This window comes from Streptomyces lichenis, from assembly GCF_023218175.1.
GTDB lineage: Bacteria > Actinomycetota > Actinomycetes > Streptomycetales > Streptomycetaceae > Streptomyces > Streptomyces lichenis.
The window spans coordinates 1-16,772 of the sequence record NZ_JALPTH010000025.1 but is presented as its reverse complement, the minus strand read 5'-3'; the positions used below and the strand labels follow the sequence as shown (position 1 = coordinate 16,772).

Below are 16,772 nucleotides of genomic sequence, written 5' to 3'. Positions count from 1 at the left end.
ACCTCTTGGTTGGCGGTCACCGGTCGACGCCTCCCATCACGGGGTCGATGGACGCGACGGCGACGATGACGTCGGCGACCTGGCCGCCCTCGCACATCGCCGCCATGGACTGCAGGTTGGTGAAGGACGGGTCGCGGAAGTGGACCCGGTAGGGGCGGGTGCCGCCGTCGGAGACGACATGCGCGCCCAGCTCGCCCTTGGGGGACTCGACCGCGGCGTACGCCTGGCCGGGCGGGACCCGGAAGCCCTCGGTGACCAGCTTGAAGTGGTGGATCAGGGCCTCCATGGAGGTGCCCATGATCTTCTTGATGTGGTCCAGGCTGTTGCCGAGGCCGTCGGGGCCCATGGCGAGCTGCGCGGGCCAGGCGATCTTCTTGTCGGCGACCATCACCGGGCCGGGCTCCAGCCGGTCCAGGCACTGCTCGACGATGCGCAGCGACTGGCGCATCTCCTCCAGCCGGATCAGGAAGCGGCCGTAGGCGTCGCAGGTGTCGGCGGTGGGGACGTCGAATTCGTAGTCCTCATAGCCGCAGTACGGGTCGCTCTTGCGCAGGTCGTGCGGCAGCCCGGTGGAGCGCAGGATCGGGCCGGTGGCGCCGAGCGCCATGCAGCCGGCCAGGTCGAGGTAGCCGATGCCCTGCATCCGGGCCTTGAAGATGGGGTTGCCGGTGGCGAGCTTGTCGTACTCCGGCAGGTTCTTCTTCATGGTCTTCACGAACTCGCGCAGCCGGTCCACCGCGCCGGGCGGCAGGTCCTGGGCGAGCCCGCCGGGGCGGATGTAGGCGTGGTTCATACGCAGGCCGGTGATCAGCTCGTACAGGTCGAGGATCAGCTCGCGGTCCCGGAACCCGTAGATCATGATCGTGGTGGCGCCCAGCTCCATACCGCCGGTGGCGATGCACACCAGGTGCGAGGAGAGCCGGTTGAGCTCCATCAGCAGGACGCGGATCACCGAGGCGCGGTCGGGGATCTGGTCCTCGATGCCGAGCAGCCGCTCCACGCCCAGGCAGTAGGCGGTCTCGTTGAAGAAGGACGTGAGGTAGTCCATCCGCGTCACGAAGGTGGTGCCCTGTGTCCAGGTGCGGAACTCGAGGTTCTTCTCGATGCCGGTGTGCAGGTAGCCGATGCCGCAGCGGGCCTCGGTGACGGTCTCGCCGTCGATCTCCAGGATCAGCCGGAGCACGCCGTGGGTGGACGGGTGCTGGGGGCCCATGTTGACGACGATCCGCTCGTCGTCGGCCTTGGCCGCGGCCTCGGCGACCTCGTCCCAGTCGCCGCCGGTGACCGTGTAGACGGTGCCCTCGGTGGTCTCCCGGGCATCCGAGAGGTGGTCGGTGCTCATGAGTAGGACCTCCGCTGGTCCGGAGCCGGGATCTGGGCGCCCTTGTACTCGACCGCGATGCCGCCGAGGGGGTAGTCCTTGCGCTGCGGGAAGCCCTGCCAGTCGTCCGGCATCATGATCCGGGTGAGGGCGGGATGGCCGTCGAAGACCAGCCCGAAGAAGTCGTAGGTCTCCCGCTCGTGCCAGTCGTTGGTCGGGTAGACGGAGACCAGCGAGGGGACGTGCGGGTCGCTGTCCGGGGCGGAGACCTCCAGCCGGATCGCCCGGCCGTGGGTGAGCGAGCGCAGATGGTAGACGGCGTGCAGCTCGCGGCCCTTGTCGCCGGGGTAGTGCACCCCGCTGACCCCGGTGCACAGCTCGAAGCGGAGCGCCGGGTCGTCGCGCAGGGTGCGGGCGACGCGGAGCAGGTGCTCGCGCTCGATGTGGAAGGTCAGCTCGCCGCGGTCCACGACCGTCTTCTCGATGGCGTTGGCCGGGAGCAGGTCCTGCTCCTCCAGGGCGCCCTCCAGCTCGTCGGCCACCTCGTCGAACCAGCCGCCGTACGGGCGGGTGGCCGGTCCGGGGAGGCGTACGGAGCGGACCAGGCCGCCGTAGCCGGAGGTGTCGCCGCCGTTGTTCGCGCCGAACATGCCGCGCTGGACGCGGACCTCCTCGCCGGCGTCGCCACGCTGGCCGGGGAGGTTCTGGGCGCTGAGGTCCTTCTCGGGGTTGGGGTCGGCGGTACTCAACGCGTACACCTCTTCGCTTCTGCGCCCGCGCGGCGCGGCGGCGCCGGAATCGTCCTCGTCTGCGGCCCGGTGGCCCGGAGTGTCCGCGGCCCGGTGGCCGCGGGTGCGTCGCTCACCTCAGCAGCCCCTTCATCTCGATCGTGGGCAGGGCCTTGAGCGCCGCCTCCTCCGCCTCCCGGGCCGCCTCCTCGGCGTTCACGCCGAGCTTGGAACCCTGGATCTTGGTGTGGAGCTTGAGGATGGCGTCGATCAGCATCTCGGGCCGCGGCGGGCAGCCGGGCAGGTAGATGTCGACGGGGACGACGTGGTCGACGCCCTGCACGATCGCGTAGTTGTTGAACATCCCGCCGGAGGAGGCGCAGACGCCCATGGAGATGACCCACTTCGGGCTGGGCATCTGGTCGTAGACCTGGCGCAGCACGGGGGCCATCTTCTGGCTGACCCGGCCGGCCACGATCATCAGGTCCGCCTGGCGCGGTGAGCCGCGGAAGACCTCCATGCCGAACCGGGCGAGGTCGTACCGCCCGGCGCCGGTGGTCATCATCTCGATGGCGCAGCAGGCGAGGCCGAAGGTGGCCGGGAAGACGGACGCCTTGCGCACCCAGCCCGCGGCCTGTTCGACGGTCGTCAGCAGAAAGCCGCTCGGCAGTTTCTCTTCGAGTCCCATGAGGTGCCTTCAGCTCCTTGGTCAGTCCCAGTCCAGGCCGCCGCGCCGCCACACGTACGCGTAGGCGACGAAGACGGTGAGCACGAAGAGCAGCATCTCCACGAGCCCGAAAAGCCCCAGGGCGTCGAAGCTGACGGCCCAGGGATAGAGGAAGACGATCTCGATGTCGAAAATGATGAAGAGCATCGCCGTCAGGTAGTACTTGATCGGGAAGCGGCCGCCTCCGGCGGGAGTGGGCGTCGGCTCGATGCCGCACTCGTAGGCCTCCAACTTGGCCCGGTTGTACCTCTTGGGGCCGACAAGCGTGGCCATGACCACGGAGAAGATCGCAAACCCTGCCCCGAGGGCGCCGAGCACGAGGATGGGCGCGTAGGCATTCACGCTCCTCGCTCCTTCCAGTCGTCCTTGACCGTTGGACCGCATCGGGCTTTCCGTCTCCCCGCCCCTGCCGCGGACCCCGCGGGTACCGCGAAGATCACGCGTATGTGAGGCAGTTCACAAGCCCGACTGCCTCGCATCCTATGCCCGTCGTTCTGTGATCTGCGACACGGGGTACGAGAGCGACTTTGTGATCTCCACCACCTGACGAAGGATCATGGAACCGACAGAACGGCGATCTTCGTACCAGACGTGTCCAGTTGTTCACGTGACGTGATATGGACCTTGGTTACCGCTGGTCAGCGCGGGGGCGCACTATCAAGAGTTGGCCCCTACAAGCAAATTCGCGGGAGACTCGATCGAGTGGTAAGGGGACCCTTCCTTGGCTCGGGGCACCCCGAACCGGCCCCCTCGAAGCCGTCGGCGGACGCGCACCCGACCTCACTCCACCGAGCGGTTTCCAGGGAGCGAAGTGGACACGTGCGCGCGTTCACGATCTTTCGGACAGCTCCCGGGCGGGGGTGGGACGCGATTCGGTGACCTGCCCGTGACCTCCGTCACTCGCCCGGGGCGTCCGCGAAAGCGGGCTTGGCCACCGAGGTGAAGGGGTGGTAAGCGCGCGGCAATTCGGACCTTTTATGGAAAGCACATGATCACGGCGTTGATCACTAGCGTCCGCATTGTCCGTTACGGCGTCAATCGGACCCGGATGGAACCGGATTCACGTGTTCCGCCCGCAACTGTGGCGCAGCACACGTTTCTTGAAGGGAACCGTCTCTCCCTGGTAGCGGTTGTCCCATGTCCCACACCGCTCACATACCCAGCCACCGGAAGCCCCGGCGTAGCGCCTCGAAGCTCGCGCTGCGGGCCGGAGTTGCCGGTGGCGTCCTCAGCACCATCGCGGTGGCCGGCGCCGCCGGGCCGGCGAGCGCCGAACCGGTGACCGAGACCATCGAGATGCCCACGCTCAACGCGGACCTCGCGGGTGGCGGCCTCTCCAGCGCCGTCGCCGCCTCCGCTGAGACCACCCATCAGATCGCCCTGGACCAGGAACTCCAGTCCCTGGAGGACGCCTCGGCCGCCAAGGCCGCGAAGGACGCCAAGAAGGCCAAGGCCGAGGCGGACCGCAAGGCGGCGGAGGCCGAGGCCAAGCGCAAGGCCGAGGCCAAGGCGCAGGCGCAGGCCGTCGCCGAGCGCGCCTCCCGTGCCGCCGAGCGCACCACGCTCACTGCCGCCTCCGCCGACTCGGGCTCGGACTCCGGCTCCTCCTCCGACTCCGGCTCCTCCTCGGACTCGGGCGGCTCCTCCGTCGAGGCCTCGCTCCCCAGCGGCTCGGCGGCGGCGATCGTCGCCTTCGCCCGCGCCCAGGTCGGCGACGCGTATGTGATGGGCAGCACCGGCCCCAACTCGTGGGACTGCTCGGGCCTGGTGCAGGCCGCCTACCGCCAGGCCGGCATCGACCTGCCGCGGATCTCCGGCGACCAGTCCAGCCGCGGCACCGAGGTCTCGCTGAGCAACCTCCAGCCCGGCGACATCCTCTACTGGGGCAGCCGCAGCGGCTCGTACCACGTGGCGATCTACGTTGGCGGCGGCAACTTCGTCGGCGCGCAGAACCCCGGCACCGGTGTGGTGGAGCGCTCGCTCGACTACGACCAGCCGTCGGGCGCGGTCCGCGTCCTGTAGCACCGCTCGGTCCGAAGGGCCGTCGCTCCCCCGCTCGGGGTGGGAGCGACGGCCCTTCGCCGTGCCCGCGCCCTCCCTCGACCGCCGTGCGACCATACGTTCGACCTTCCGGCGCGGTGCCGGGGCGGCGGGAACGGAAGAGGTGCGGCAGTGAACGCGGTGGGGGGCCAGGACGGTTCGTCCGTCCCGGACGAGGAGTGGGAGCGGTTCCTGCGGGAGTCGGCGCAGGGTGCGGCGGGCGCGCCCAAGGAGCCGTCGGCACGGGCCCGGGGGGTGGCCGGGCGGCTCCGGGACACCTCGCGGGCCCGGGGGGTGGCCGGGCGGCTCCGGGACACCTCGCGGGCCCGGGGGGTGGCCGGGCGGCTCCGCGACACCCGCGAGGCGCCGCCCGTCTGGCGCGCCCACACCCCGCCCCGGCCGCGCCGGCGGACCGCCCGCGCCGTCGCCGGGCTGCTGGCGGTGTGCGCCCTGCTGCTGCTCGCCCTCTTCCCCGACCGGCTGCTCGGCTGGTTCGACGGGGACGGCGCTACGTCCGGCGGGGCGCCGCTCGCGGCCGAGACGGCCCGCCCGGACCAGGCGCCCGCCGTGGAGGAGGCCCGGCGGCCCACCCTGGACGAGCCGTTCAAGGGCTCTCCCGCGGCCCGTTGGGCGAGCGGTACGGAGGGGATCACCGTCCCCGCGGCCAAGGCGACCGGCTGGATGGACCAGGCGGAGGTGGCCCGGGCCCTGTCCCGCACCCGGGACTTCCTCGCCGCCGCCAACCTGGACCCGGCCGTACTGCGCGGGGAGCGCCCGCAGACCGCGATCACGCTGATCAACCCGCACCAGTCCGACGTACGGAAGACCCTGGCGGCCGCCTTCCCCGCACCGGGCGGCAAGCCCCCGGGCGCGGAGGACGACCCGCTGCTGCTGTTCAGCCGCTTCGACACCCGGGCGGTGCGCCTGGTCGGGGACGACATCAGGACCCGGGGCCGGCTCTCCTACGAGAAGGGCAAGGACGGCGCCCTGGAGGTGACCGCCGATGTCACCTTCGTCTACCCCGTGACCCGGGCGGCGGCCGACGGCGAGGAGGAGGTGGTGCGCACGATCGTACGGCGCGAGCTGGTGCTGAGCTGGGACGACCCGGAGCGGGTCGAGACCGAGCCGGGGACCTTCAGCCTCCTCTCGTACGCGGTCGACATCACCAACGGCGGCTGCGGGCGCGACACCGACACCGGCCTCCTCCGCCCGGAGTTCGCCGCCGAACGGTCGGCCTCGGCGGACGACGGCACCCCGGCGGTGGACCCGTACGACCGCAGCCGGCCGGTGGACAAGAGCGCGGGGGTCTCCGCGGACGGCGAGTGCGGGACGGTGACGCGGTCGTAGGGGGCGGGGGTCATAGGCGGCTTAGGTTGCCGGGCGGGGGCGAGGGCCTCGGGGGGCTGGCGGCCCGGGGGGGGTGAGAGCCCGGTGGGGCGGCGGTTTCCGGGCGGGGCCCCTGAAGGTCCCGAGGCGCGGCGGCTTACGGGCCGGGGGGTGCCGTCAGGCGTCCCCGGCGCCGGGGACCCGGTCGGTGAGTCGGGCGCCCTTGGCGGCGGCGCCCTCCGGGGCGGCTGGGTCCTGGTGAGCCTCGAAGTCGGTGGCGAGCTCGCGCAGAATGACCCGCTCATGCTGCCGTTGCCCCACCACCGTCCCGGTGCGCCGCGAGCAGGACGGCGGCGGCTTCGCGGGCCCGGTGGGCGGGGGCCGGGTCGCCGGTGATGCCGGCGGTGACGATGGCGCCCTCGGCGAGCAGGACGATGCCGTCGGGGCCCGGCAGTCCGGCGGCGCGCGTCCAGACCGCGATCCGGTCGTGGAACGCCCGCTTGTGGGACCGGACTTCGGCCAGCACGGCCTCGGAGGACGAGCCGAGCTCACCATGGGCGTTGACCCAGGCGCAGCCGCGGAAGCCCGGCTGCCCGAACCACCCGGCCAGCCAGTCGAAGAGGGCGAGCACCCGCTCCCCCGGCTCGGCGACCCGCTCCACATGCGCGGTCAGGGCGCCCCTCCACCGCTCGTCGCGGCGCCGCAGCACCGCCACGACCAGGTCCTCCTTGGCGGCGAAGAACCGGTAGATCCGCTTCAGCGGCAGACCGGACGCCGTACGCACCTCGTCCATGCCGACCGCCTGGATGCCGCGGGCGTAGAACAGCTCCTCCGCGGCGTCGAGCAGTGCCGCGCGGTCCTGACGGCTCTGTTCCTCGCTGATGGGCACGGGCATCCCAGCCCTCCCGTCTTCTTGACGTTGAGAACGGTCGTTCCCTATCTTACTCGCAGCAGGTGCAGAACGTACGTTCTCCACCGCCGAGCACTTGAGGAGGCCTTCGTGCCGGAAGCCCGCGCGCCGTATCCGCCGTTCACCCGGGAGACCGCTCTGCGGAAGGTCCAGGCGGCCGAGGACGCCTGGAACACCCGCGACCCCCACCGGGTGGCGCAGGCCTACACACCGGACTCGGTGTGGCGCAACCGCGACACCTTCGTCCGGGGACGCGAGGAGATCATCGGCCTTCTGACCCGGAAATGGGAGCGCGAACTCGACTACGCGCTGCGCAAGAGCCTGTGGTCGTTCCACGAGGACCGGATCGCCGTCCGCTTCCAGTACGAGTGGCGCGACGCGGCCGGGCAGTGGTGGCGCAGCTACGGCAACGAACTGTGGGAGTTCGACGGGCACGGCCTGATGCGCCGCCGCGAGGCGAGCGTCAACGACCTCGCCATCGCCGAGGGCGACCGCCGCATCCGCGGACCCCGGCCCGTGGCGGAGCACGGACGGGACGTCATCCCGGTCGCGTAGCCGAGCCGGGGACCGGCCGGCCCCCGGCGGGCCCGCGCCGGACCGCTCAGGCCTTCGGGGCCACCTTCGACAGGCCGTTGATGATGCGGTCCATGGCGTCGCCGCCGGTGGGGTCGGTGAGGTTGGCCAGCATCTTGAGGGTGAAGCGCATCAGCAGCGGGTGGGTGAGGCCGCGCTGGGTGGCGATCTTCATGACCTTGGGGTTGCCGATGAGCTTCACGAAGGCGCGGCCCAGGGTGTAGTAGCCGCCGTAGGTGTCCTTGAGGACCTGCGGGTAGGCGAGGAGGGCGCGTTCGCGCTGGGCGGGGGTGGCGCGGGCGTGCGCCTGGACGATGACGTCGGCGGCGAGCTGCCCGGACTCCATGGCGTACGCGATGCCCTCGCCGTTGAACGGGTTGACCAGGCCGCCCGCGTCACCGACCAGCAGCAGCCCGCGGGTGTAGTGGGGCTGGCGGTTGAAGGCCATCGGCAGCGCGGCCCCGCGGATCGGGCCGGTCATGTTCTCCTCGGTGTAGCCCCAGTCCGCCGGCATCGAGGCGCACCAGGCCTTCAGCACCTCGCGCCAGTCCAGCTCCTTGAAGGAGGCGGAGGTGTTGAGCACGCCCAGACCGACGTTGGATGTGCCGTCGCCCATGCCGAAGATCCAGCCGTAGCCGGGCAGCAGCCGGTCCTCGCCGGGGCCGCGGCGGTCCCACAGCTCCAGCCAGGACTCCAGGTAGTCGTCGTCGTGGCGCGGGCTGGTGAAGTAGGTGCGCACCGCCACGCCCATCGGGCGGTCCTCGCGCCGGTGCAGGCCCATGGCGAGCGAGATCCGCGAGGAGTTGCCGTCGGCGGCGACCACCAGCGGGGCGGAGAAGACCACCTCCCGCTTCTCCTCGCCCAGTTTGGCGCGCACCCCGGTGATCCGGCCGGTGCGCTCGTCGATCACCGGGGCGCCGACGTTGCACCGCTCGTACAGCCGCGCCCCGGCCTTCTGCGCCTGCCGGGCCAGCTGCTCGTCGAAGTCGTCGCGCTTGCGGACCAGTCCGTAGTCCGGGTAACTGGCGAGTTCCGGCCAGTCCAACTGGAGCCGCACCCCGCCGCCGATGATCCGCAGCCCCTTGTTGCGGAGCCAGCCGGCCTCTTCGGAGATGTCGATGCCCATGGCCACCAGCTGCTTGGTGGCGCGGGGGGTCAGTCCGTCGCCGCAGACCTTCTCCCGGGGGAACGCGGTCTTCTCCAGCAGCAGGACGTCCAGACCCGCCTTGGCCAGGTAGTACGCGGTGGTGGACCCGGCCGGGCCCGCCCCGACCACGATCACATCGGCGGTGTGCTCGGAGAGGGGCTGCTGCTCGGCCACGGCGGGTCTCCCGAAATGTCGAAACTGCGTATCGGACGGCACAGGTCAAGGGCAGTCTATGGGGGCGAGCCGACGCCGAACCGGAGGGCCACCCGATGACCGAGCTGCTTCCCGACGCCCCGCCCGCCACTTCCGACCCACCCCCAGCGCCGCTGACGCTGCGGGTGCCGACCGAGGAGGACGCGTACGCCTGGCACCAGGTGTTCGACCACCCCGAGGTCATGGAGTTCCTCGGCGGACGGTCCTCGGAGCTGTCGCTGTACTACGAGTTCACCGCCCGTCAGCGCCGCCATGACGCCGAGCACGGCTTCTGCCTGTGGACGGTGCTGGACGAGGCCGGTCAGGTTGTCGGCTTCGCCGGCGCCCAGCCCTGGCCGCACCCCTGGGGCCCGGCCGGGGAGATCGAGATCGGCTGGCGGCTGGCCCGTACCGCCTGGGGCCGGGGCTACGCCACCGCGGCGGCCCGGATGACGCTGGAGCGGCTGCGGGCGGCCGGGGTGGAGCGGGTGGTCGCCATGGTCAACACCCGCAACGAGCGGTCCCTGGCGGTCGCCGGCCGGCTGGGCATGGAGCCGGGCGAGACGATCCCGATCCCGGGACACGAGGGCGAGGAGGCGCGCTGCTTCCGGCTGGCGCTGTAGCGAGAGGGGAGTCGAGGGGCGCCGCGGATCGCGCGCCCGGCTCTTTCCACTCTCAACGTATAGCGCATGGGGGGTCTTGCGGCAAGGCCCCCCTCATCCCGCAAAATCCCAGGTCGGAAGCAAGGACAGCGGGATCGCGGGATTGCGGGGGTGTGGCCATGCGGGTGGTGCGTTCATCGGTGGAGGGCGGCGCGGGGGTGTTCGACCTGCCGGAGCGGCTGGCCGCCAAGGCCGACCCGGAGTCGATCGCCGGGGACGAGCTCCACTTCGCGGCGATCGCCCGGAGCCTGGAGGAGACCATCGCCGAACTGTCCGGCCAGCTCGCCACCGCGCTGAGGGCACCCGGCGGCGCCGGGCGGGAGGCGCTGGAGCGGGACCAGGAGGTCCACCGGCTGGGAGCCAGGCTGCGTGCGCTGCGCCGGTTCGGACTGGACCTGTGCCTGGGGCGGATGGTCGGCGAGGACGGCTCCGAGCCGGTGTACGTGGGCCGGCTCGGGCTCACCGACAGCACCGGGCGCCGGCTGCTGCTGGACTGGCGCTCCCCGGCGGCCGAGCCGTTCTTCGCCGCGACCCACGCCCGCCCGATGGGTCTGGCGAGCCGCCGCCGCTACCGCTGGACCGGCGGCCGGATCAGCGACTACTGGGACGAGGTGTTCACCGAGGAGGCGCTGCGCGGCCGGGCCGCGCTGGACGACCAGTCGGCGTTCATCGCCAGTCTGGGCGCCAACCGCTCGGCCCGGATGCGGGATGTGCTCGCCACCATCCAGACCGACCAGGACGCGATCATCCGGGCCGGGTCCCGGGGCGCCCTGGTGGTGGACGGCGGCCCCGGCACGGGCAAGACCGTGGTCGCCCTGCACCGCTCGGCGTACCTCCTCTACTCCGACCCCCGGCTCGGGCACCGCAAGGGCGGGGTGCTGTTCGTCGGCCCGCACCAGCCGTATCTGAACTACGTGGCCGATGTGCTGCCCAGCCTCGGCGAGGAGGGCGTGCGCACCTGCACCCTGCGGGACCTGGTCCCCGAGGGCGCGGCGGCGGTGGACGAGACCGACCCGGAGGTGGCCCGGCTGAAGTCCTCCGCGGAGCTGGTGCGGGCGATCGAGAAGGCCGTGCGGTTCTACGAGGAGCCGCCCACCGAGGCGCTGACGGTCAGCACCCCCTGGGCCGAGCTGCGCCTCGGCGCCGAGGACTGGGCGGAGGCGTTCGGCGCCCCGGAGCCGGGCACCCCGCACAACGAGGCCCGGGACCGGATCTGGGACGAGCTGGTCGCCATGCTGTACGACCGGCTGCCGGAGGCCGGGCACGGACCGGACGGGGAGGACGGCGAGCGGGTCCCGGCCGAGCTGTTCCGGCGGGCGCTGGAGCACGACCAGGAGCTGACCGGCGCCCTGGGGCGGGCCTGGCCGCTGCTGGAGGCCACCGACCTGGTCGGCGACCTCTGGTCGGTGCCCGCCTATCTGCGGCTGTGCGCCCCCTGGCTGAGCCCCGAGGAGGTGCGGACGCTGCGCCGGGCGCAGTCCCAGACCTGGACGGTGTCCGACCTGCCGCTCCTCGACGCCGCCCGGCAGCGGCTCGGCGACCCGGGGGCCTCCCGGCGCAACCGCCGCCACCGGGCCGCCCTGGCCGCCGAACGCGAGCGGATGGCCGGGGTCATCGACAACGTGCTCGCCGCCGACCAGGACGGCGAGGGCGCGGTGACCATGCTGCGCGGCGCCGACCTGCGCGCGAGCCTGGTGGACGAGGGGGCGCTGCCCACCGCCGAACGGGAGCCGTTGGACGGCCCGTTCGCCCATGTCGTGGTGGACGAGGCCCAGGAACTGACCGACGCCGAGTGGCAGATGCTGCTGACGCGCTGCCCGTCCCGCAGCTTCACCATCGTCGGGGACCGCGCCCAGGCCCGGCACGGCTTCACCGAGACCTGGCGGGAACGGCTGGCCCGGGTCGGCCTGGACCGGGTGGAGGTGGCCTCGCTGAGCGTCAACTACCGGACGCCGGAGGAGGTCATGGCGGAGGCGGAGCCGGTCATCCGCGCCGTACTCCCGGACGCCAACGTGCCCACCTCCGTACGCCGCAGCGGCATCCCCGTCACCCACGGCTCCCCCGCCGACCGGGACGCGGTCCTCCGCGACTGGCTCGCCGAGCACGAGGACGGGAACGGCATCGCCTGCGTCATCGGCGACCCCTCCTTCCGGGCCACCCCCCGGGTCCGCTCGCTGACCCCGGAGCTCTCCAAGGGGCTGGAGTTCGACCTGGTGGTGCTGGTCGACCCGGACGGGTTCGGGCAGGGCGTCCGGGGCGCGGTGGACCGCTATGTGGCGATGACCCGCGCCACCCAGCGCCTGGTCGTCCTCAACAACTGAGACCGCCCACCGGCTCCGGGACCCCGGTAGGCGCCGGGGCGCGATGGCGGCGTACCTCGTCCAGGTACTCCGCCATGGCGTCCCGGTTGCGGGTCAGACAGGCGATCCGCTCGTCCATCCGCGCGCGCTCCCGCTCCAGCAGCGCCGGCATCTGCTCGGTGGCGTCCGGGAAGTGGATGGTCCGGGGCTTGTCAAGGCAGGGCAGGATCTGCCGGATGATCCGGATCGGCAGCCCGGCGTCCAGCAGCCCCCGGACCTGGAGCACCCGGTCCACGAACCGCTCACCGTAGGACCGGTAGCCGTTGGCGTGTCCGCCGGGCCGGCGTGGGTGCTGCTCGGCGCGTACGGTACGGGGGCTCTGCCCTGGAGCGTGCTGGCGCTGCTCGTCCCGGTGGCGGCCGTGGTGGCCGCCGCCCGTACCCGCGGCTTCCCGCCCCGGCCGGCGGGCGGCTGAGGGAGCCGTCAGCCCTGGGGCCTGGTGCCGCGGTGCAGGGCGACGATCCCGCCGGAGAGGTTGCGCCAGGCGACCTTGGACCAGCCGGCCTTCTGCAGGCGCCGGGCCAGCTCCGGCTGGTCCGGCCAGGACTGGATGGACTCGGCCAGGTAGACGTACGCGTCCGGGCTGGAGGACACCGCGCGGGCCACCGGCGGCAGCGCGCGCATCAGGTACTCCTCGTACACCGTGCGGAACGGCGCCCAGGTGGGGTGGGAGAACTCGCAGATCACCACCCGCCCGCCGGGCCGGGTCACCCGGAACAGTTCGGCCAGCGCGGCGTCGGTGTCCTGGACGTTGCGCAGCCCGAAGGAGATGGTCACCGCGTCGAAGACGCCGTCCTTGAACGGCAGCCGGGTGGCGTCCCCGGCGGTCAGCGGCAACCAGCCGTGCCGCCTGCGGCCCTCCCGGAGCATGCCCAGCGAGAAGTCGCACGGCACGGTGAAGGCGCCCGCCAGCGCGAACGGCAGCGAGGAGGTGCCGGTCCCGGCGGCCAGGTCCAGCACCCGCTGGCCGGGCCGGGCGTCCACCGCGCGCGCGACCTCCTTGCGCCAGCGCCGGTCCTGGCCGAGCGAGAGGACGTCGTTGGTGAGGTCGTACCGTTCCGCGACGGCGTCGAACATCGAGGCGACGTCGTGCGGCTTCTTGTCCAGGGATGCGCGGGTCACCCGGCCATTGTGCAGCAGGTGTACGGGACTCCGTACAGCGCGCCCCGCGCCCGGAGTCAGGCCCTCCGGTACACCAGCCGCCCGCCGACCACCGTGACCAGGCAACTCCCGTCCTGCGCCAGCACGGTGAAGTCCGCCCGCCCGCCGGGGGCGAGGACGTCCGGGGCCGCCGGGGCGACCAGCACACCGGAGCGCTGGACGGCGGTGCGCACCGGGGCCCGGGTGAAGGGCCCGGCGACCGAGGTCACCCCGCGCCCCAGCATCCGCTGCAATCCGCGCCGGGCACTGGCGCCCCAGCGGGTGTCCGTCATCGCCACCGCGCCGGCCGGCAGCGGCTCCGTACCCAGCTCGTCCGCCTCGCGCGGATCGGGCCAGTAGAGCGTCTCCAGCAGCCGTACGGCCTCCGGCTCATGGCGCCCGGGCAGCAGCGTGCCCGCCCACTCGCGCACCCGCGCGCCCGGCCCCGGGTCCAGCTCCCCGTACGGCCCGAGGGCCACGACCAGACCGCCGTCGACCAGCACGCAGTCCCCGGCCGCCGGGCGGTGAACGGTCAGCATCTCCGCCTCAGTTGGCGTTGAGCAGCTTCAGCTCGGGGTGCGCGGTGCCGCCCTCGATCGCGGTGGAGGAGATGTGCGAGACCACCCGCTCGTCCACCGGGTCGTCCGCCGGGTCCTCGTGCACGGTGATGTGCTCGTAGGTGGTGGTCCGCTGGGCGGGGACGCGGCCCGCCTTGCGGATCAGGTCGATGATCTCCAGCCGGTTGGAGCGGTGCTTGGCACCGGCCGAGGAGACCACGTTCTCCTCCAGCATGATCGAGCCCAGGTCGTCGGCCCCGTAGTGCAGGGAGAGCTGGCCGACCTCCTTGCCGGTGGTGAGCCAGGAGCCCTGGATGTGCGCCACGTTGTCCAGGAAGAGGCGCGCGATGGCGATCATGCGCAGGTACTCGAACAGGGTCGCCTGGGTGCGGCCCTTCAGATGGTTGTTCTCCGGCTGGTAGGTGTACGGGATGAAGGCGCGGAAGCCGCCGGTGCGGTCCTGCACGTCGCGGATCATCCGCAGGTGCTCGATGCGCTCGGCGTTGGTCTCGCCGGTGCCCATCAGCATGGTGGAGGTGGACTCCACGCCCAGCCGGTGGGCGATCTCCATGATCTCCAGCCAGCGCTCGCCGGACTCCTTCAGCGGGGCGATCGCCTTGCGCGGGCGGGCCGGCAGCAGCTCCGCGCCGGCGCCCGCGAAGGAGTCCAGCCCGGCGGCGTGGATCCGGGTGATCGCCTCCTCGGCGGAGACCCCGGAGATCCGGGCCATGTGCTCGACCTCGGAGGCGCCGAGGGAGTGGATGACCAGCTGCGGGAAGGCCTTCTTGATCGCGGAGAAGTGCTCCTCGTAGTACTCCACGCCGTAGTCCGGGTGGTGCCCGCCCTGGAACATGATCTGGGTGCCGCCCAGCTCCACGGTCTCCGCGCAGCGGCGCAGGATGTCGTCGAGGTCGCGGGTCCAGCCCTTGTCGACGGCCTTCGGCGGCGCGTAGAAGGCGCAGAAGCGGCAGGCCGTGACGCAGACGTTGGTGTAGTTGATGTTGCGCTCGATGATGTACGTCGCGATGTGCTCCGTACCGGCGTAGCGCCGCCGCCGTACGGCATCCGCGGCCGCGCCGAGCGCGTGCAGCGGGGCCGACCGGTAGAGGTCGAGCGCCTCCTCGGGGGTGATCCGCCCGCCTTCGGCGGCGCGGTCGAGGACGGACTGGAGGTCGGCCTTCTCGGTCACCGGCGTCTCACCTTTCGGCGCGGGTTGCAGGGTGGTGCGGGCGGCCGTGCGGGGCTTTCCAGGGCCTCTACACGGACCGGACCAGCCTACGCCAGCCCCCGCCCCGCCCCGCCGGCGCCCGGTCACCCGCCACCGGCCTCCCGGGTGAGGGTCGCGCGCGGGTTGCCGGCCCGCTGCTCCTCGGAGACGTACGCCAGCTTCCCGTCCTTCAGGGTCAGGGTGACGGTGTGGGTGCCGGAGGTGCACTTGTTGCCCTCGGGCTTCCCGGTGGAGGAGCCGTCCAGGACGAGCTCGGTGGCGGTCGCGCGGCGCAGCACCAGCCGGTCCTGGCAGGAGAGGTTGCCGAGGGCGTCGTACTGGTCGGCGGTGCCGACCCGGCCGCCGCGCTCGCCGCCGGTGAGAGTGAGGGTGAAGGTGCCGCCCCGCACGTAGTCGCCGAGGAACTCGAACTCGAACGGGCCCTTCCAGGTGCCGCTGAACCCCTCCGGTACGGCGGCCAGGTCGCCGTCCGCGGGGCCGGACGGCTTCGGGGTGCCGCCGTCCCCCGGCGCCTCGGAGCTCGGCGAGGAGCTAGACGAGGGGCTCGGTGTCCGGGAGGCCGTGGCCGCCGGGGGCTGCCCGGCGGTGTCCGAGGGGCGTCCCTGCTCCTGGCGCAGCACCCCCAGCAGCCAGCCGCCGCCCACCGTCACCGCGGCCAGCGCCCCGGCGACCGCGAGGATGACCGTGCAGCTGAGCCGCCGGCTCCGCCCCGGGCCGCGCTCGCTCTCGGTGGTGACCGACACGGCGAGCGGACCGTGGGGGCCGGTGGCGGGGCCCGTCTTCCCGGCGGTGGAGGTCGGCAGCCCGTGCACCTCCGGGGGCGCGTCGGGCCGCGGCGGAACACCCGGCGAGGAGGGCGGGGCGGAGGGCTCGGTGGGCGGGCCGAAGACACCGAGCGCCGGGCTGCTGAACGGCACCGGCCCGGAGTGCCCGGCCACTCCCGCGTCCGTTCCTCCCTCCGGCTCCAGATCCAGCAGGCGTACGGCGGTGCGGCTGACCTCCTCCACCAGGGGGCCCGGCAGCCAGCCGGCCGCCAGGGCCGCGTCCAGGCCCTCCGGCAGCAGTGCGCGGGCGAGCGCGGCCGGGTCGGGGCGGGCCTCCGGGTCCTTGGCCAGGCAGCCGGCGACCAGCTCCCGCAGCTCCCCGGTCAGCCCCGCGCCCAGCTCCGCCTCCTCGTGGACGACCTTGTACAGCAGGGCCGCGGAGGAGTCGCCGGGGAACGGGGCGGTGCCGCAGGCCGCGTAGGCCAGGACCGCGCCCAGCGAGAAGACGTCGGCCGCGGCGGTGACCCCCTTGCCGAGGATCTGCTCGGGCGCCATGTAGCCGGGTGAGCCGACCGACACGCCGGTGGAGGTGAGGGAGGCGGTGCCCTCGGTGGCCCGGGCGATGCCGAAGTCGATGAGCCGGGGCCCGTCCAGGGCGAGCAGCACGTTGGACGGCTTGACGTCCCGGTGGACCAGGCCCAGGCCGTGCACGGCGGACAGCGCCTCGGCGAGTCCGGCGCCCAGCACCCGTACCGCCCGCTCGGGCAGCGGCCCGTGTCCGGCGACCGCCCGGCCGAGCGGCGGCCCCGCCACATACGCGGTCGCCACCCAGGGCACCGGCGCCTCGGGGTCGGCGTCGATGACCGGGGCGGTCCAGCGCCCGCCGACCGCCCGCGCCGAGGCGACCTCGCGCCGGAACCGGGCCCGGAACTCGTCGTCCATCGCGAAGTGCGGGTGCACCACCTTCACGGCCACCGTCCGGCCGCCGCCGCTACGGGCCAGGTAGACCCGGCCCATGCCGCCCGCGCCCAGCCTGCCGAGCAGCCGGAACGGCCCGATCACGGCCGGCTCCCCGGCCTCCAACGGCTGCATGCGCG

At 72.9% G+C, this 16,772-nt stretch carries 17 protein-coding genes and 1 pseudogene; 6 read left to right on the top strand and 12 right to left on the bottom strand.

Translation table 11 applies throughout. The annotated features are described in order from the left end of the window. Positions 1-16 precede the first annotated feature (16 nt). The 4 genes from M1O15_RS23160 to M1O15_RS23145 form a co-directional block, all read right to left on the bottom strand. The gene (locus M1O15_RS23160) at positions 17-1,342 is read right to left on the bottom strand and encodes an NADH-quinone oxidoreductase subunit D (RefSeq protein WP_248636065.1); all 1,326 of its coding nucleotides are present in this window, start codon (positions 1,340-1,342) and stop codon (positions 17-19) included. Then, entirely contained in the window at positions 1,339-2,070 is a 732-nt protein-coding gene (locus M1O15_RS23155) for an NADH-quinone oxidoreductase subunit C (RefSeq protein ID WP_248636064.1), read from the bottom strand. Before M1O15_RS23155 ends, M1O15_RS23160 begins: the two co-directional genes overlap by 4 nt. A 112-nt stretch (positions 2,071-2,182) precedes the next feature. After that, entirely contained in the window at positions 2,183-2,737 is a 555-nt protein-coding gene (locus tag M1O15_RS23150) for a NuoB/complex I 20 kDa subunit family protein (protein ID WP_248636063.1), read from the bottom strand. A 21-nt stretch (positions 2,738-2,758) separates the two neighbouring features. Next, positions 2,759-3,118 carry an NADH-quinone oxidoreductase subunit A gene (locus M1O15_RS23145; RefSeq protein WP_248636062.1) on the bottom strand — a complete coding sequence of 120 codons (360 nt, stop codon included), beginning with the start codon at positions 3,116-3,118 and terminating at the stop codon, positions 2,759-2,761. 795 nt (positions 3,119-3,913) lie between these two features. Between M1O15_RS23145 and M1O15_RS23140 the strand changes: the two genes are divergently transcribed. Together M1O15_RS23140 and M1O15_RS23135 are read left to right on the top strand one after the other, a co-directional pair. Continuing rightward, the gene (locus M1O15_RS23140) at positions 3,914-4,798 is read left to right on the top strand and encodes a C40 family peptidase (protein ID WP_248636061.1); all 885 of its coding nucleotides are present in this window, start codon (positions 3,914-3,916) and stop codon (positions 4,796-4,798) included. A gap of 150 nt (positions 4,799-4,948) precedes the next feature. Then, entirely contained in the window at positions 4,949-6,163 is a 1,215-nt protein-coding gene (locus tag M1O15_RS23135) for a hypothetical protein (protein ID WP_248636060.1), read from the top strand. Between the two features lie 156 nt (positions 6,164-6,319). Here M1O15_RS23135 and M1O15_RS23130 read toward each other — a convergent pair whose 3' ends face one another. Together M1O15_RS23130 and M1O15_RS23125 are read right to left on the bottom strand one after the other, a co-directional pair. Next, positions 6,320-6,463 (bottom strand): hypothetical protein, encoded by a 144-nt coding sequence (locus M1O15_RS23130; RefSeq protein WP_248636059.1) that lies wholly within the window; start codon positions 6,461-6,463, stop codon positions 6,320-6,322. Continuing rightward, positions 6,444-7,037 carry a TetR/AcrR family transcriptional regulator gene (locus M1O15_RS23125; RefSeq protein WP_248636058.1) on the bottom strand — a complete coding sequence of 198 codons (594 nt, stop codon included), beginning with the start codon at positions 7,035-7,037 and terminating at the stop codon, positions 6,444-6,446. The genes M1O15_RS23130 and M1O15_RS23125 overlap by 20 nt, the downstream gene beginning before the upstream one ends. Before the next feature lie 105 nt (positions 7,038-7,142). Here M1O15_RS23125 and M1O15_RS23120 point away from each other — a divergent pair, with 105 nt between their 5' ends. Next, the gene (locus tag M1O15_RS23120; protein WP_248636057.1) at positions 7,143-7,607 is read left to right on the top strand and encodes a nuclear transport factor 2 family protein; all 465 of its coding nucleotides are present in this window, start codon (positions 7,143-7,145) and stop codon (positions 7,605-7,607) included. 46 nt (positions 7,608-7,653) lie between these two features. Here the strand turns inward: M1O15_RS23120 and M1O15_RS23115 are convergent, their stop codons facing one another. Further along, positions 7,654-8,946 carry a geranylgeranyl reductase family protein gene (locus M1O15_RS23115; protein ID WP_248636056.1) on the bottom strand — a complete coding sequence of 431 codons (1,293 nt, stop codon included), beginning with the start codon at positions 8,944-8,946 and terminating at the stop codon, positions 7,654-7,656. 95 nt (positions 8,947-9,041) lie between these two features. Here M1O15_RS23115 and M1O15_RS23110 point away from each other — a divergent pair, with 95 nt between their 5' ends. Both M1O15_RS23110 and helR read left to right on the top strand, forming a co-directional pair. Further along, positions 9,042-9,587, top strand: a complete 546-nt coding sequence (locus M1O15_RS23110) for a GNAT family N-acetyltransferase (protein WP_248636055.1) — start codon at positions 9,042-9,044, stop codon at positions 9,585-9,587. A gap of 158 nt (positions 9,588-9,745) precedes the next feature. Next, the gene (gene helR, locus M1O15_RS23105; RefSeq protein WP_248636054.1) at positions 9,746-11,947 is read left to right on the top strand and encodes an RNA polymerase recycling motor ATPase HelR; all 2,202 of its coding nucleotides are present in this window, start codon (positions 9,746-9,748) and stop codon (positions 11,945-11,947) included. Here helR and M1O15_RS23100 read toward each other — a convergent pair. After that, a pseudogene (locus M1O15_RS23100) lies at positions 11,937-12,254 on the bottom strand (MerR family transcriptional regulator); the annotation flags it as partial. The gene helR and the pseudogene M1O15_RS23100 sit on opposite strands and share 11 nt — an antisense overlap. On the opposite strand from M1O15_RS23100, the gene M1O15_RS23095 reads away from it, so the two are divergent. Next, on the top strand, positions 12,255-12,401 hold the full coding sequence (locus M1O15_RS23095; protein WP_248636155.1) for a hypothetical protein: 147 nt from the start codon (positions 12,255-12,257) through the stop codon (positions 12,399-12,401). An 8-nt stretch (positions 12,402-12,409) separates the two neighbouring features. Here M1O15_RS23095 and M1O15_RS23090 read toward each other — a convergent pair whose 3' ends face one another. The 4 genes from M1O15_RS23090 to M1O15_RS23075 form a co-directional block, all read right to left on the bottom strand. Continuing rightward, complete coding sequence (locus M1O15_RS23090) at positions 12,410-13,108, bottom strand: demethylmenaquinone methyltransferase (RefSeq protein WP_248636053.1); 699 nt, start codon at positions 13,106-13,108, stop codon at positions 12,410-12,412. 56 nt (positions 13,109-13,164) lie between these two features. After that, a complete protein-coding gene (locus M1O15_RS23085; protein ID WP_248636052.1) occupies positions 13,165-13,665 on the bottom strand; it encodes a hypothetical protein in 501 nt (166 codons plus the stop codon). 7 nt (positions 13,666-13,672) lie between these two features. Beyond that, the gene (gene mqnC / locus M1O15_RS23080; RefSeq protein ID WP_248636051.1) at positions 13,673-14,872 is read right to left on the bottom strand and encodes a cyclic dehypoxanthinyl futalosine synthase; all 1,200 of its coding nucleotides are present in this window, start codon (positions 14,870-14,872) and stop codon (positions 13,673-13,675) included. 122 nt (positions 14,873-14,994) lie between these two features. Beyond that, positions 14,995-16,767, bottom strand: a complete 1,773-nt coding sequence (locus M1O15_RS23075) for a serine/threonine-protein kinase (protein WP_248636141.1) — start codon at positions 16,765-16,767, stop codon at positions 14,995-14,997. Positions 16,768-16,772 lie beyond the last annotated feature (5 nt).

Coding starts and splice junctions, on each gene's coding strand:
- M1O15_RS23160 (WP_248636065.1), bottom strand. CDS start 1,342: ATGAGCACCGACCACCTCTCGGATGCCCGGGAGACCACCGAGGGCACC.
- M1O15_RS23150 (WP_248636063.1), bottom strand. CDS start 2,737: ATGGGACTCGAAGAGAAACTGCCGAGCGGCTTTCTGCTGACGACCGTC.
- M1O15_RS23140 (WP_248636061.1), top strand. CDS start 3,914: ATGTCCCACACCGCTCACATACCCAGCCACCGGAAGCCCCGGCGTAGC.
- M1O15_RS23125 (WP_248636058.1), bottom strand. CDS start 7,037: ATGCCCGTGCCCATCAGCGAGGAACAGAGCCGTCAGGACCGCGCGGCA.
- M1O15_RS23110 (WP_248636055.1), top strand. CDS start 9,042: ATGACCGAGCTGCTTCCCGACGCCCCGCCCGCCACTTCCGACCCACCC.
- helR (WP_248636054.1), top strand. CDS start 9,746: ATGCGGGTGGTGCGTTCATCGGTGGAGGGCGGCGCGGGGGTGTTCGAC.
- M1O15_RS23085 (WP_248636052.1), bottom strand. CDS start 13,665: ATGCTGACCGTTCACCGCCCGGCGGCCGGGGACTGCGTGCTGGTCGAC.
- M1O15_RS23075 (WP_248636141.1), bottom strand. CDS start 16,767: ATGCAGCCGTTGGAGGCCGGGGAGCCGGCCGTGATCGGGCCGTTCCGG.